General features: G+C 41.8%; 16 protein-coding genes. 11 read left to right on the top strand and 5 right to left on the bottom strand.

The genetic code is table 11. The features are described from left to right. Positions 1-21: 21 nt before the first annotated feature. The 3 genes from cysE to NSTC731_RS04325 form a co-directional block, all read right to left on the bottom strand. Positions 22-786: a serine O-acetyltransferase gene (gene cysE / locus NSTC731_RS04335; protein ID WP_322697504.1), complete on the bottom strand. Its 765-nt coding sequence runs from the start codon at positions 784-786 to the stop codon at positions 22-24. A 200-nt stretch (positions 787-986) separates the two neighbouring features. Continuing rightward, positions 987-1,478, bottom strand: coding sequence for a hypothetical protein (locus tag NSTC731_RS04330; RefSeq protein WP_445629776.1), 492 nt, complete (start codon positions 1,476-1,478; stop codon positions 987-989). Positions 1,479-1,795: 317 nt separating this feature from the next. Beyond that, a complete protein-coding gene (locus tag NSTC731_RS04325; protein WP_445629775.1) occupies positions 1,796-3,457 on the bottom strand; it encodes a DUF3352 domain-containing protein in 1,662 nt (553 codons plus the stop codon). Between the two features lie 158 nt (positions 3,458-3,615). Here NSTC731_RS04325 and NSTC731_RS04320 point away from each other — a divergent pair, with 158 nt between their 5' ends. The 7 genes from NSTC731_RS04320 to NSTC731_RS04290 all read left to right on the top strand — a co-directional run bounded on the left by NSTC731_RS04320 (position 3,616) and on the right by NSTC731_RS04290 (position 9,585). Then, positions 3,616-3,948, top strand: a complete 333-nt coding sequence (locus tag NSTC731_RS04320; RefSeq protein WP_322697507.1) for a rhodanese-like domain-containing protein — start codon at positions 3,616-3,618, stop codon at positions 3,946-3,948. Positions 3,949-4,414: 466 nt separating this feature from the next. Further along, the gene (locus NSTC731_RS04315) at positions 4,415-5,587 is read left to right on the top strand and encodes an HrcA family transcriptional regulator (RefSeq protein ID WP_445629774.1); all 1,173 of its coding nucleotides are present in this window, start codon (positions 4,415-4,417) and stop codon (positions 5,585-5,587) included. 119 nt (positions 5,588-5,706) lie between these two features. Beyond that, positions 5,707-6,381 (top strand): DUF2834 domain-containing protein, encoded by a 675-nt coding sequence (locus NSTC731_RS04310; RefSeq protein WP_445629773.1) that lies wholly within the window; start codon positions 5,707-5,709, stop codon positions 6,379-6,381. A gap of 254 nt (positions 6,382-6,635) precedes the next feature. Continuing rightward, positions 6,636-7,718 carry a photosystem II q(b) protein gene (gene psbA / locus NSTC731_RS04305; RefSeq protein ID WP_445629772.1) on the top strand — a complete coding sequence of 361 codons (1,083 nt, stop codon included), beginning with the start codon at positions 6,636-6,638 and terminating at the stop codon, positions 7,716-7,718. A gap of 174 nt (positions 7,719-7,892) precedes the next feature. Next, positions 7,893-8,981 (top strand): chorismate synthase, encoded by a 1,089-nt coding sequence (gene aroC / locus NSTC731_RS04300; RefSeq protein ID WP_445629771.1) that lies wholly within the window; start codon positions 7,893-7,895, stop codon positions 8,979-8,981. Positions 8,982-9,140: 159 nt separating this feature from the next. After that, complete coding sequence (locus tag NSTC731_RS04295; RefSeq protein WP_445629770.1) at positions 9,141-9,350, top strand: DUF29 family protein; 210 nt, start codon at positions 9,141-9,143, stop codon at positions 9,348-9,350. After that, positions 9,325-9,585 (top strand): DUF29 domain-containing protein, encoded by a 261-nt coding sequence (locus tag NSTC731_RS04290; protein ID WP_445629769.1) that lies wholly within the window; start codon positions 9,325-9,327, stop codon positions 9,583-9,585. Before NSTC731_RS04295 ends, NSTC731_RS04290 begins: the two co-directional genes overlap by 26 nt. Positions 9,586-9,615: 30 nt before the next feature. On the opposite strand, the gene NSTC731_RS04285 is transcribed toward NSTC731_RS04290, so the two are convergent. Next, complete coding sequence (locus NSTC731_RS04285) at positions 9,616-10,368, bottom strand: Swt1 family HEPN domain-containing protein (RefSeq protein WP_445629768.1); 753 nt, start codon at positions 10,366-10,368, stop codon at positions 9,616-9,618. A 272-nt stretch (positions 10,369-10,640) separates the two neighbouring features. Next, positions 10,641-10,790 (bottom strand): hypothetical protein, encoded by a 150-nt coding sequence (locus NSTC731_RS04280; RefSeq protein ID WP_445632276.1) that lies wholly within the window; start codon positions 10,788-10,790, stop codon positions 10,641-10,643. Between NSTC731_RS04280 and NSTC731_RS04275 the strand changes: the two genes are divergently transcribed. The 4 genes from NSTC731_RS04275 to NSTC731_RS04260 are packed head-to-tail and all read left to right on the top strand — an operon-like array spanning position 10,717 to position 13,245. Next, positions 10,717-10,914 (top strand): SemiSWEET transporter, encoded by a 198-nt coding sequence (locus NSTC731_RS04275; RefSeq protein WP_445632014.1) that lies wholly within the window; start codon positions 10,717-10,719, stop codon positions 10,912-10,914. The genes NSTC731_RS04280 and NSTC731_RS04275 overlap by 74 nt on opposite strands. 21 nt (positions 10,915-10,935) lie before the next feature. Next, complete coding sequence (locus NSTC731_RS04270; RefSeq protein WP_445629767.1) at positions 10,936-12,582, top strand: B12-binding domain-containing radical SAM protein; 1,647 nt, start codon at positions 10,936-10,938, stop codon at positions 12,580-12,582. 11 nt (positions 12,583-12,593) lie between these two features. Then, complete coding sequence (locus tag NSTC731_RS04265; RefSeq protein WP_012411100.1) at positions 12,594-12,782, top strand: CPXCG motif-containing cysteine-rich protein; 189 nt, start codon at positions 12,594-12,596, stop codon at positions 12,780-12,782. Positions 12,783-12,801: 19 nt separating this feature from the next. Further along, the gene (locus NSTC731_RS04260) at positions 12,802-13,245 is read left to right on the top strand and encodes an SRPBCC family protein (RefSeq protein ID WP_445629766.1); all 444 of its coding nucleotides are present in this window, start codon (positions 12,802-12,804) and stop codon (positions 13,243-13,245) included. The last annotated feature ends 21 nt before the right edge of the window (positions 13,246-13,266 follow it).

The raw sequence follows: 13,266 nt of genomic DNA, 5'->3' as shown, positions 1-13,266 counted from the left end.
TCACTTTTAACTTCTCACTTTTTAAATGCCAGCACCATCTAGAAATTCCTGAATGGTCTTATCCTTGAGGTTGCACCAGCGAGTATCGTGGGTTGGTTCATCCTCTTTCGTTGCTAAACCACCCAATAAAACAGGAGTTTTGTCTGAAGAATTGTTGCGCTGAAGGGTTTGTATTTGTTCTTCCAACGCTTCAATCCGGTCTACTAAAGCACGAATTACTTGAGCTTCTGAATCTGGTAAGTTATTGTGTTCAAGAGGTGAAACCCGAACTCCAGAACGATACATAATGCGCCCAGGCACACCTACCACAGTACAGTCTGAAGGCACATCTCTGAGAACAACAGAACCAGCACCAATACGGACATTATTGCCAATTTGGATATTGCCCAGTACCTTCGCTCCAGCTCCAACTACGACGTTTTCGCCCACAGTAGGATGGCGCTTGCCACATTCTTTACCAGTACCCCCAAGGGTGACACCTTGATAAATTAGAGCATAGTCTCCGACGATCGCAGTTTCACCAATTACGACACCCATGCCGTGGTCAATGAACACACTTTGCCCAATTGTTGCACCAGGGTGGATTTCAATTCCAGTAAAAAACCGAGCCAAGTGAGAAATCAGGCGCGGAATAAAGGGAAGACCAACACTATACAACCAGTGAGCCAGCCTATGGAATAACAAGGCTTGCAAACCAGGGTAACAAAATAAAACTTCCAACCAGTTACGGGCAGCTGGGTCACGTTCAAATATGATACGAAAGTCAGCACGCAGTATAGATAGCACGAGATAGCACCCTCGGAAAGCACAACAAGCTACTCTCCCATATTATCCTCTCAGGTGTTACACCTAAAAATTGGGCATTAGGCATTGGGTATGGGGAATTGGGCATTGGGCATTGGAAATTGGGGATTAATTATTCTCCTCTGCTCCTCTGCTCCCACTTCGGCTACGCTCAGTGACCACCTGCTCCCATACTCCCCACTTCACTGCTGCTCCACTTTCAGAGTATAATCCCGCTTGACTCCAGGATTAAATGTACCTACCCAAATCCGATAAGTGCCCTTTTTCCAGTTGCGATCGCTAACACTAGCATCTTTACTTTTGCCAGTATCATCGCCGCAACGAATTGTTGTTTTATCTGGGCCTTGGATGATTAAAGTAGTGTCGTTGTTGTTGCTATCAACTTGGATTGTTAGCTGAGGAAAGTCCTTTTCCAAAACCATAATGTGATCTGGTTTGGGATCGGCAAAGCCAATACAGGCTTTTTGATCGCGATCGCGGTTACTTATGGCAGACAATGAGTAAGAACCACCTGTAAATCCCTGCACTGTTCCTTGTGATGAATCAAAGTTTGTTGATAAATTCAAAGTGGCAAAGTTTGCTGTCTGTGCGATTGCAGGGGTAGCTGTGATGGCGGTAAGTATAGCCAACAGCCAACCGCCGCAAAACTGAAGTCGGGGGCGACAGTATTTCATAGTAGCCCTCCAACAGGCTTTTAAATAAGTAGTGATATATACATATTCTAGTAAAAAAATTCCAGTGAAATTTCAGTTGGTTGTGCCACAATCAAATGTGCCACAGTTAATGTTTTTGAAAGTGGACTGTTAATTGCTTGGTTATTTCTGGATCTAGACAGCAACATTAAATCCCACCCGTTGATAGTGGGGAATTTTTGCAATCAAGACATTAGTTACCAAATATTACAGAATATCTACGTAAATATTATGAGGCAAGAAAGTAGAGAAGTGAAAAGAATTTTTTCCCTTCTCTACTTTGAGCTTTTATGAAAATCTCACGAATTATGGAGTTTGAAGAAAACGCCACCTTTGAGCGATCGCGTGTCAGTTCCATAACTACTGACTGTGAGCGATCGCAGGTTGTTAAAAAATGGTTTACCTAAGACTTCCACTAGTTTGAGAATCGGTACTTGACGCTCTAACAAATTCTGGCTCTTTGTCCAGTCGAGATATACATAACCTTGGTTTGGTAGGGGAATTGCAGCGATACTATCTTTGAAATTAGGATTGTTAATTATGGAATTATCCTTGGTTGTGAGAATTTCATTGATCGTCTCCAAGTCAGACGCAAAAATTTCGTAATTTCCTAAAGTTGTGTGCAATCCCCGCACTTTTGTTTCAATGCTGAAAGATGCTCCTTCTTTGACATCGCTTTTTTTTGTAGCTGTGGTTAACTCTGTCCAAGCTGAGATTTTTTGCTTATCTATAGTTAAGGGATTAATGCTGAGTCCGTTGGATGAGGCGATCGCATCTAATCGAGCAACACCTTTTTCTACATCCTCGGATTTTTCTACTACAAAAATCCAATGGGGGGTTATTTGCTCTTTATCAGGTAACAATGCTAGGGCATATTCTCCTTGTACCCAACTGAAAATATCCTCTGGGAAGTTTATACCCCAGCGTTTTTGAACATCCACCAAAGGTTTTGCTAATCGGGAAACTATATCTTCCCCAGAACCATATATAGTTGCTGTTGCTTGTTTCCAGAGTTTGGCTAAGTCACTATCAGCCAAATTACTTAAATTCGAGCCGGAAATTGCTAAACCTGCGGATGCTGGAACATACTGCAATGCTCCCACAGGTTTAGATAACGGTGCAGATGGAGGGACAATTTCCGATGAAGTCAAAATGCTGGTTTCTGCCAGCAATCCTTGGGGATTCAACACTAAGGATATAATTTGACTGTTATAAAGTTGTTCTGGTAACTCTAACCCTTGCCATTTTGCGACGATGGGAAGATTCAAGAAAGCTACAGCCAATTTCCCTTTGAGCTGTTCTTTGGTAGCTTTTTGGTATTCGGGTGAGCTAGTTAAATTCAGATCGGGCGCTTGGACGTTATTGATCGCATCTCGTAATACTTTTGGGTCGTTGGCAAATAAGACGAAGCTTTCACCGACAACAGCACCAGCAAGCAAATCTTGTTCTGGTTGAGAATTGTCAGAAATCAGCTTTACACCTTTATATTGTTCAACAGCTAAGTTTGCACCAGCTAAGGCCCGTTTGGAAAATAACAATTCGACAAACTCGCGGCTTTTCTCTGGTTGCTTGGTTGTTAGTGCTAACAGATACCCTGGCTGCTGTCCGTTTTCTGGATCGCGATCGATATCTAAGGTAGTAACCGCTAATGTAATTTCGTCCCCTAACCAGGGTTGAATGTCTTGTTTGTAATCTATGCCACTCTTGCCGAATAAACTGGTTTTGAGTTTAGATAGTTCTTCTTCACGCTCCAACGCCTGCAAACGGTCAGGATTGGTCAATAATGAAACCATTGCAGGGGAAAGTTTTGACACGAATATGGCTGCACCAGGCCCAGAGCTAGAAGCAATGAGGCTAGCTGGACTTTTGGCGAAAAACCAGTAAAAGCCTGCGATCGCAATTACTAGCAGGGCGATCGCCCCAGCGACGATAAAACCGATAAATGAACGTTGCCTATTCACATTAAACCTATTAAAAAAGACGGTTTACAGCCATTTAAGCAGAAAGCCTAGCAGAATTAATCAACCTTCTTGAGAATGGATACTCATGCAAAGGCAGAGATTTTCTGTCACCATAAATAGGATTAGGACTGTTTATCGGGAATTCTTTTAGTCAACCCATGAACCAAATTAGTGTAGAAGAACTGGCGCAACGTCTTTCTTCTAGTGATGTAAGTATTCAGCTAGTAGATGTGCGTGAACCAGAAGAATTGGCGATCGCTAGCATTGAGGGCTTTGTAAACCTACCTTTAAGTCAATTTGCCGAATGGGGAGATCGAGTACCTACCCTCTTCAATCCCGAAGCCGAAACCTTGGTGTTATGCCACCACGGCATCCGCTCTGCCCAAATGTGCCAGTGGTTGATTGCTCAAGGTTTTACAAATGTGCAAAATATTTCGGGTGGTATTGATGCCTATTCCCAGTTAGTAGACCCTTCAATTCCCCAGTATTAACTTCTGCTCGGATACATCATTCAGATGGAACTTACTCTTCCATCTAACTTTTGCTATGCTAAAGATAGAAGTAGATCGATTTAGACGCTTGCTGAAAAGTTTGAAATTTGGGCATCAGCTACATCTGCACAAAAATGTTAGATTGCTCTAAATTACAGTTCGGTAGTAGCCTCTGAAGAAAATACGTATCTAATAATACTGTTGCAAGCAAAGATTTATGCAAAAGTACGGTTAGAAAAAAGCATCGTAAGGGTACATTATAACTAGCAGCTTTTGCATAAAAATTGAGCTACTATTTCAACCTTAATCTGAAAAAATGCTTTGTACATAAACTTTAAAAATACTTATCATAATATAATTAGATAATTTGATACCTTAATAAATTATTAATATTTCCTGTTTTCGATTAAATCCACAAATTTCTTGAGAGTTTGATTAAAATTTGCCTTCAGCAAAACATACCATAATGGAAGTTCAGTTAACAAATCGACAACAGCATATACTTTGGGCAACGGTACGTCACTACATTGCTACGGCAGAGCCAGTTGGTTCAAAGGCTTTGGTTGAGGAGTACGATCTGGGTGTAAGCTCGGCGACAATTCGCAATGTCATGGGTGTTTTAGAAAAATCTGGATTGCTCTACCAACCACACGCTTCTGCTGGACGTGTACCTTCAGATTCAGGTTATCGCATTTATGTTGACCAGCTAATTACACCTTCTCTGCGTTCGCGCAGCGTGTCGCAGACAGACGCTCTTGCTAGCTTGCTTCCACGTTCGCGCAGCGTTCCACAAGGAAGTGGTGCTGAAACTTTAGGGCGAGAAGTAGAGATAGCACTGCAAAAGCATCTTCAGTGGGAAGATCGGAGTTTAGAAACCTTGCTGCAAGGAGCCGCGCAGATTTTAGCAACCTTGAGTGGTTGCATTAGCTTGATCGCGATGCCGCAAACGACTACAGCACTATTGCGACATCTGCAATTAGTGCAAATTGAAGCCGGACGGATCATGTTGATTGTCGTAACAGATGGTTATGAGACACATTCTAAATTGATGGATTTGTCGCCAACACCAGAAGAAACACAACGAGATTCAGAGGTAATCGATCGCGAATTGCAGATTGTTTCTAACTTTTTGAATACCCACTTGCGGGGGCGAAGTCTGTTGGAATTAGCCAACCTCAACTGGAGCGAACTAGATCAAGAGTTCCAACGCTACGGGGAATTTTTGAAAAACTCAGTTGCCGAATTGACTCGTCGCACTCTTGCGCCGACTGCAACCCAAATTATGGTTCGGGGTGTGTCAGAAGTTTTACGCCAGCCAGAATTTTCCCAGTTACAGCAGGTACAAACAATTATCCACCTGTTGGAGGAAGAACAAGACCAACTATGGCGATTAATATTTGAAGAGCCAGAACCGGAGGATGGTGGTAAACCAAAGGTAACGGTTCGCATTGGCGCAGAAAATCCATTAGAACCGATACGCACCTGCACCTTGATTTCTTCTAACTATTGCCGAGGTTCGATACCTGTAGGAAGTGTGGGAGTTTTGGGGCCAACGCGCCTAGATTATGAAAGTGCGATCGCAGTAGTAGCATCTGCTGCTGATTATCTCTCAGAAGCTTTCAGTTATTTCAATCCTTAATTAGCGATTAATCTTTAGGAACAAGCCGCTACGCCTCTAGGCGAGCAAACAATACCATAGCAAGCAGATAGCCGGATTTGTAACGGCAAAATCAATAATTAATACTACTTAAATCTTTCATGCTTAGAAAAATTGCCTTTAGTCTACTGTGGCTGGGATTTGTTGTCTATGCTTTTTTCCTCGCGCCTCCTGAGCAACCTGGTACATTCGAATTAATTAAAAACCTTTCTATTGGACAGTGGCAAGGCATTAACCCCTTAGTCATAGCACTATTCAACCTCATGGGCATCTGGCCTCTTATTTACAGTGCAGTAGTCTTTATTGATGGTAGAGGGCAAAAAATACCTGCTTGGCTGTTTGCTACTGTCTCTTTCGGAGTTGGTGCTTTCGCTTTGTTGCCGTACTTAGCCTTTAGAGAACCAAATAATCAGTTTGTCGGTAAAAAGAATATCTTGCTCAAATTACTAGATTCTCGTGTGACTGGTTTTGTATTGACAATAGCCACGATTATTCTAGTTACCTACGGTATAAGAGGTGGAGATTGGAGCAATTTTGTGCAAGAGTGGCAAACTAACCGCTTCATTCATGTGATGAGTTTAGATTTTTGCTTACTTTGCCTATTATTTCCCACATTGCTGGGGGATGATATGGCGCGTCGCGGTTGGAAGAATCCGCAGTTGTTCTGGTTAATAGCCTTGATACCGCTATTTGGGGCATTGGTTTATTTATCTGTGCGTCCACCTTTACAAGAAGTGGGTATAGAGTCCATATCCAAGCAGCCAGCAACGAATTGAAGAATAAAGTGCATTTTTCACAATCTAAAATCGTTCGATTAACCGTAGCGTTCCGCAGGAAAGTCTAAAATCCAAAGTGATATCACCCCAAGTCCCCGCTTTTTCAAAGGTTTGGGGATTTTCTGTGGGTGCGTAAATCCCAAGAGAAAATTTTTTCTGAAAGTACTTTACAAAACGCAATAAATTCTTTAAGATGTGTAACAGGTAGTCAAACCTACCTAAATTCATCTGCAAATAATCGCATTTATAAAACAATGACAACAACCTTACAACAGCGCTCAAGCGCCAATGTATGGGATCGATTCTGCGAATGGATCACCAGCACCAATAACCGGATCTACATCGGTTGGTTCGGCGTATTGATGATACCCACCTTGCTAGCCGCCACCGCTTGCTTCGTAATCGCCTTCATCGCTGCTCCTCCAGTAGACATCGATGGAATCCGCGAACCAGTAGCAGGTTCCTTGATTTACGGAAACAACATCATCTCTGGTGCAGTAGTACCTTCCTCCAACGCCATCGGTTTGCACTTCTACCCCATTTGGGAAGCAGCTTCCTTAGATGAGTGGTTGTACAACGGTGGTCCCTACCAGTTGGTAATATTCCACTTTTTGATTGGCGTATTCTGCTACATGGGTCGTGAATGGGAACTATCCTACCGCTTAGGAATGCGTCCTTGGATTGCTATTGCCTACTCAGCACCTGTTGCAGCAGCAAGTGCAGTATTCTTGGTATACCCGATCGGACAAGGTTCTTTCTCTGATGGTATGCCCTTGGGTATAAGTGGAACCTTCAACTTCATGATCGTGTTCCAAGCAGAACACAACATCTTGATGCACCCCTTCCACCAGTTAGGTGTAGCAGGTGTATTCGGCGGAAGCTTGTTCAGCGCAATGCACGGTTCACTAGTAACTTCTTCCTTGGTTCGTGAAACAACCGAAACCGAATCTCAAAACTACGGTTACAAATTCGGTCAAGAAGAAGAAACCTACAACATCGTTGCGGCTCACGGCTACTTCGGTCGGTTAATCTTCCAATATGCTTCCTTCAACAACAGCCGTTCGCTGCACTTCTTCTTAGCAGCATGGCCTGTAATCGGCATCTGGTTCACCGCCTTGGGTGTAAGCACAATGGCGTTCAACTTGAACGGTTTCAACTTCAACCAGTCAATCATTGATTCTGAAGGTCGTGTGATTTCAACCTGGGCAGATGTGATCAACCGCGCTAACCTGGGTATGGAAGTTATGCACGAGCGTAATGCTCACAACTTCCCTCTGGATTTGGCTGCTGGTGAAGTTGCTCCTGTTGCTCTGACTGCTCCTGCTATCAACGGTTAATTCTGAAGTTTAGCTGAATTAAGAAAGCGCCCTCTGGTAACGGAGGGCGCTTTCTCATTTGTATAGATAAAAAATAGGCTATACGTCAAACATTCCAAGTGCCAAAGCATAACAATTAACTTTCGCACAAACTCTAGGTAAAATACATAAGCCTCATCCTTTTTCTTTAAGATCATGGGCAACACTTTTGGTCATCTATTTCGTATAACTACTTTTGGTGAATCTCACGGCGGCGGTGTGGGGGTTGTGATTGATGGTTGTCCTCCACAACTAGAAATTTCGGCAGAAGAAATTCAAGTGGAATTAGATAGAAGGCGTCCAGGACAAAGTAAAATTACGACTCCTCGCAAAGAAGCCGATACCTGCGAGATTTTATCAGGTGTATTTGAAGGCAAAACCTTGGGAACGCCTATATCAATTTTGGTACGGAACAAAGATGCTCGTTCGCAAGACTACGACGAGATGGCCGAGAAGTATCGTCCTTCTCATGCGGATGCAACTTATGATGCAAAATATGGCATTCGCAATTGGCAAGGTGGGGGTAGATCGTCAGCGCGTGAGACAATTGGCAGAGTAGCAGCTGGTGCGATCGCTAAAAAAATTCTCCGTCAAGTTGCCAATGTCGAAGTTATCGGTTATGTCAAGCGCATCAAAGACTTGGAAGGTGTAGTCGATCCAAATACCGTTACCTTAGAACAAGTAGAAAGCAACATCGTGCGCTGTCCCGATGCTGAATGTAGCGATCGCATGATTGAATTAATTGAACAAGTTGGTAGACTTGGTGATTCTATTGGCGGTGTCGTAGAATGTGTAGCGCGTAATGTGCCGAAAGGTTTAGGCGAGCCAGTATTTGATAAATTGGAAGCTGATATCGCTAAAGGTGTTATGTCTCTCCCTGCTAGCAAAGGCTTTGAAATCGGTTCCGGTTTTGGCGGAACGCTGTTAACAGGAATTGAGCATAACGACGAATATTATATAGATGAAAATGGCGAAATTCGCACTGTAACTAACCGTTCTGGTGGTATTCAGGGGGGAATTTCCAACGGGGAAAATATCATTTTACGAGTTGCATTCAAGCCGACGGCGACAATTAGAAAAGAGCAAAAGACAGTAACTCGTGAAGGTGAAGAAACATTATTGGCTGCGAAAGGACGACACGATCCTTGTGTGCTACCGCGTGCAGTTCCAATGGTGGAGGCTATGGTGGCGCTAGTGTTGTGTGACCATTTGTTACGATATCATGGGCAGTGTAAGGTGTTGTAATTAATAGAGCGATCGCTTTTAAAAGATAGTCTCACATTCCTGACTTATTAAATAAGTCGGGAATATTATTGTTACTAGCTGTAGCGACCGCACAACAATCGCCGAACGGTGTAAGATGTTTAGTACAGCGTTGCATTAAGCAGAGAAGGGCGATCGTTGATGACTAAGGCAACGAGCTACGACCAAGATTTTCTGTTGTGGACACAACAACAAGCCGAGTACTTGAAGAAAGGATATTGGGCTGAGTTGGACGTTGAACACTTGGTAGAGGAACTAGAGGCTTTGGGTCGCAGTGAACAGAAAGAACTCGGTAGCTACTTGCAGTTGCTGTTAATGCACTTGCTTGCTCAAATGCCAGTATCAGCCTGAGCGAAGAACCAAAAGCTGGGATAATACTCTGTCAAACTGCCGAAATCAAATTCAAGATTGTTTGGAAGATACTCCCAGTTTGCAGCGTTTTCTTCAAGATTCAGTGTGGATACAAAAATATTATCGACCCGCTTGTCGTGATGCAGCTAAAGAAACTCAGAAATCTGTTGAAAATTTTCCTGCTGAATGTCCATTTATAATTGAGCAGATTCTTGATCCAAGCTTCTTAGCTTAAAATTGAAAATTTGATTTTTCAGGCATTCTATTACAAATTTTTATGCTGTCCTATTTGACGGCACCAATCTCTATAAGAAATGAACACTCTTTGGAAATCATCTTCAGATGGTAAAATTCCATGATGAGCAACAATATTTCGCAAATCCTCTAGTTGAGCAAATCTATTGTCAATAAAATTAATGTCTCCAATGTAAGGTAGGAATAGTTCTTCCTTCTTTTTAATCAATTTTGCTAAATCACCCCAATCAATACAATAAAGAGGTGAACTACCTCCTCTTGGGGAAACCCACTTGTTTTTTATTTCTTTATTTTTAACTCTTTCTACTTTCTTTAACATATCTGTATTTGCAACTTGTTCCCACCAATTATCTCCAAGTTCCTTTGAGAATATTTTTTCAATAAAACAACGAACCGAATTTTCGTAACAGTGGAGAATTACATATAAACTAGACATTCTATCGGCACTTAAAACATCTTCATGATTAAGATAGGGCGTATTAAATATTTCAGTAGTTTCTAGTTTATTAAGAATTCCTATAAGTGTAGCTTTTGCGATTGACATGGCTACCCATAGAGAGCCATCATCTGAATAAATTGTACCGTTTAGTGCTTTATTCCAACTATTTAATTCATCATTCATGTCAGCACCAGCAAGTATTTGTCTAACACTATCTATCCAGTTTGAAAAGTGCCGAAAAATAACATCTGGAGAGTCATAAAACTCTTCCATGCTAGATAAACCAGACAACAATGCTTCTATAATTTCTCGTTTATGTTTCATAAGCCTTAAGCAAATAGGTAATTAATATTATATTACGTATATTAGTAATATGTTAGTATTTGAACTCAGTTAAATAATGTGATGAAGAAAGAAGAAGAAAAGTAAAATTTTTAATTACTAGAGAATTAAAGTTTCTACCAGCCACTATTCACCCGACTTAAATATTTGTTTATCTATAAAATTCGATTATCTTGATATTTTGGTGATTTATTCATTTAAACAAGTAATTTGCAAAACTCAGGTAGAATTGCTATATATTATGGCATTGCAACTTAATATAAATAATTAAACATGGATTTTATAACAATTTTAGGGTTAGCGGCTGCCACAATAACCACAATCTCGTTTTTGCCACAGATGTTTAAAACCTGGCAAACAAAATCAGCAAAAGATGTTTCTTTGGTTACGCTAATTGCATTCATAAGTGGTGTTTTTCTGTGGCTAATCTATGGAATTTATTTACAATCCTTGCCAATTATTCTTGCTAACGCCGTAACATTGGTTTTTAACTTAATTATTCTATGGCTTAAAATTAAATATAGATAAACTCGCTTCTAACAAACCCCTGTGACATCATCTGTATTTGACTCTGAACGCCTTTTATTTACACCCACCACCCCAGATACCAACGCTATCCCTATAATCTTCGCCTTTCCTAACGAGTACAGCGTAGGTATCACTAGCCTTGGCTATCAGGTAGTTTGGGCAACCTTGGCAATGCGTGATGATGTGCAGGTGAGTCGCCTGTTTACCGATACTCACGAACAACTCCCTAGAAGGCCGGAAATTTTGGGATTTTCTATTTCGTGGGAACTGGACTATGTGAATATTTTAAATTTGCTGGAATCTTTAGAAATTCCGATTCGAGGAACCTCTCGTGATGATTCCCATCCGATAATTTTTGGTGGTGGCCCCGTTCTTACGGCTAACCCCGAACCTTTTGCAGATTTTTTTGATGTAATTTTGCTGGGGGATGGCGAAACCCTGTTAGGGAATTTTATTGAGGCTTACAAAGAGGTAAGAAATGCCTCACGACAAACTCAACTAAAAAGACTTGCACAAATACCAGGAATTTATGTCCCTAGTTTGTATGAGGTGGAATATCACACAAGAGATGGTGAAGTAAAGTCAATTAAACCAATTTCTCCCGAAGTTCCCGCCGTGGTACAGAAGCAAACTTATCGGGGAAATACACTATCGGCTTCTACTGTAGTCACCGAAAAAGCGGCATGGGAAAATATCTACATGGTGGAAGTGGTGAGAAGTTGTCCAGAAATGTGCCGGTTTTGTTTGGCGAGTTATCTCACACTGCCTTTTAGAACAGCCAGTCTGGAAGATTCATTAATTCCAGCGATCGCCAAAGGTTTAGAAGTCACAGATCGGTTAGGATTATTAGGAGCTTCTGTTACTCAACATCCAGAATTTGAAGCGTTGCTAGATTATATTAGTCAGCCAAAGTATGATGATGTCCGTCTCAGTATTGCTTCAGTAAGAACCAATACTGTAACAGTCCAGTTAGCAGAAACTTTGGCGAAACGAGACACGCGATCGCTTACCATTGCTGTAGAAAGTGGTTCTGAGAAAATCCGGCAAATCGTCAACAAAAAGCTGGATAACCACGAAATCATCCAAGCAGCGATAAATGCTAAAGCTGGCGGATTAAAAAGCTTGAAACTCTACGGAATGGCAGGAATTCCTGGTGAAGAAGCAGAAGATTTAGAGCAAACTGTAGCGATGATGCGTAATATCAAAAAAGCTGCACCAGGATTGCGCTTAACATACGGTTGTAGCACCTTTGTACCCAAAGCACACACACCGTTTCAATGGTTTGGAGTGAATCGGCAAGCAGAAAAGCGGTTGCAGTTTTTGCAAAAACAGCTTAAACCACAGGGGATAGAATTTCGCCCAGAAAGCTATAATTGGTCGATTATACAGGCTTTATTATCGAGAGGCGATCGCAGACTCTCCCAACTTCTTGAACTTACTCGTGACTTTGGCGATTCCTTGGGTAGCTACAAACGTGCTTTCAAGCAACTCAAAGGACAAATCCCCGACTTAGATTTCTACGTCCACGCCGAATGGTCAACAGAACAAGTATTACCCTGGAGCCACTTGCAAGGGCCTTTGCCACAGTCTACACTACTAAAGCATTTGGCTGATGCTCAGAGTTATATCAATCCATCTCTCAAAGAACTACAGCCATTGAATTCATAGCTGAAAACTTGATGCAAAACACAGCTGAGTATTACTGCGCCTATTGCGGCGAACCGAACTTAACTTTTATTGATTTGAGTGCTGGAGGACAGCAATCTTATGTAGAAGATTGTCAAGTTTGCTGTAACCCAAATATTTTGTATGTGCGGGTTGATGAAGATACCCTAGATATCGAGATAGATACCGAATCTGAAAGCTGAATTTTAGGTTTTTCTTTCCATGCTGCACTTTAAACATTCCTCAGTAATTAATGCCTCACCAGAAGTAGTTTGGAAATTTCACGAAAGGCCAGATATTTTACAACTGTTGAATCCACCTTGGCAGCCAGTCCAAGTGGTTCGTCGTGAGGGTGGACTGAATGTAGGCGCTATCACAGAATTTCGCCTGTTTCTCGGCCCATTACCATTAACTTGGTTAGCGCGTCATACTGAATGTGAAAAAAATCGCTTGTTTACCGACGAACAGATATCTGGCCCCTTTGAATATTGGGTACATCGACATGAATTTGAACTGGAAAATGGTAAAACTAGGCTGACTGATGCTATTTCTTTTTCTATGCCTGGCGGAGGAACAGTTGAATTTGTCAGTGGTTGGTTAGTGCAAGTGCAACTAGAAGCTATGTTTCGCTATCGCCACTATGTAACGAAACGAGAATGTGAGTAACAATAGCAGAATGTGCTGGCA

It is taken from the genome of Nostoc sp. DSM 114167 (assembly GCF_052692655.1).
The sequence above is the reverse complement of the archived record's forward strand: the minus strand, read 5'-3'. Positions and strand labels throughout refer to the sequence as shown.

Excerpts from the sequence above, each read along its gene's own strand:
- NSTC731_RS04330 (WP_445629776.1), bottom strand. The coding sequence starts at position 1,478 with ATGAAATACTGTCGCCCCCGACTTCAGTTTTGCGGCGGTTGGCTGTTG.
- NSTC731_RS04320 (WP_322697507.1), top strand. The coding sequence starts at position 3,616 with ATGAACCAAATTAGTGTAGAAGAACTGGCGCAACGTCTTTCTTCTAGT.
- NSTC731_RS04315 (WP_445629774.1), top strand. The coding sequence starts at position 4,415 with ATGGAAGTTCAGTTAACAAATCGACAACAGCATATACTTTGGGCAACG.
- NSTC731_RS04310 (WP_445629773.1), top strand. The coding sequence starts at position 5,707 with ATGCTTAGAAAAATTGCCTTTAGTCTACTGTGGCTGGGATTTGTTGTC.
- psbA (WP_445629772.1), top strand. The coding sequence starts at position 6,636 with ATGACAACAACCTTACAACAGCGCTCAAGCGCCAATGTATGGGATCGA.
- aroC (WP_445629771.1), top strand. The coding sequence starts at position 7,893 with ATGGGCAACACTTTTGGTCATCTATTTCGTATAACTACTTTTGGTGAA.
- NSTC731_RS04295 (WP_445629770.1), top strand. The coding sequence starts at position 9,141 with ATGACTAAGGCAACGAGCTACGACCAAGATTTTCTGTTGTGGACACAA.
- NSTC731_RS04285 (WP_445629768.1), bottom strand. The coding sequence starts at position 10,368 with ATGAAACATAAACGAGAAATTATAGAAGCATTGTTGTCTGGTTTATCT.
- NSTC731_RS04280 (WP_445632276.1), bottom strand. The coding sequence starts at position 10,790 with ATGAATGCAATTAGCGTAACCAAAGAAACATCTTTTGCTGATTTTGTT.
- NSTC731_RS04265 (WP_012411100.1), top strand. The coding sequence starts at position 12,594 with ATGCAAAACACAGCTGAGTATTACTGCGCCTATTGCGGCGAACCGAAC.
- NSTC731_RS04260 (WP_445629766.1), top strand. The coding sequence starts at position 12,802 with ATGCTGCACTTTAAACATTCCTCAGTAATTAATGCCTCACCAGAAGTA.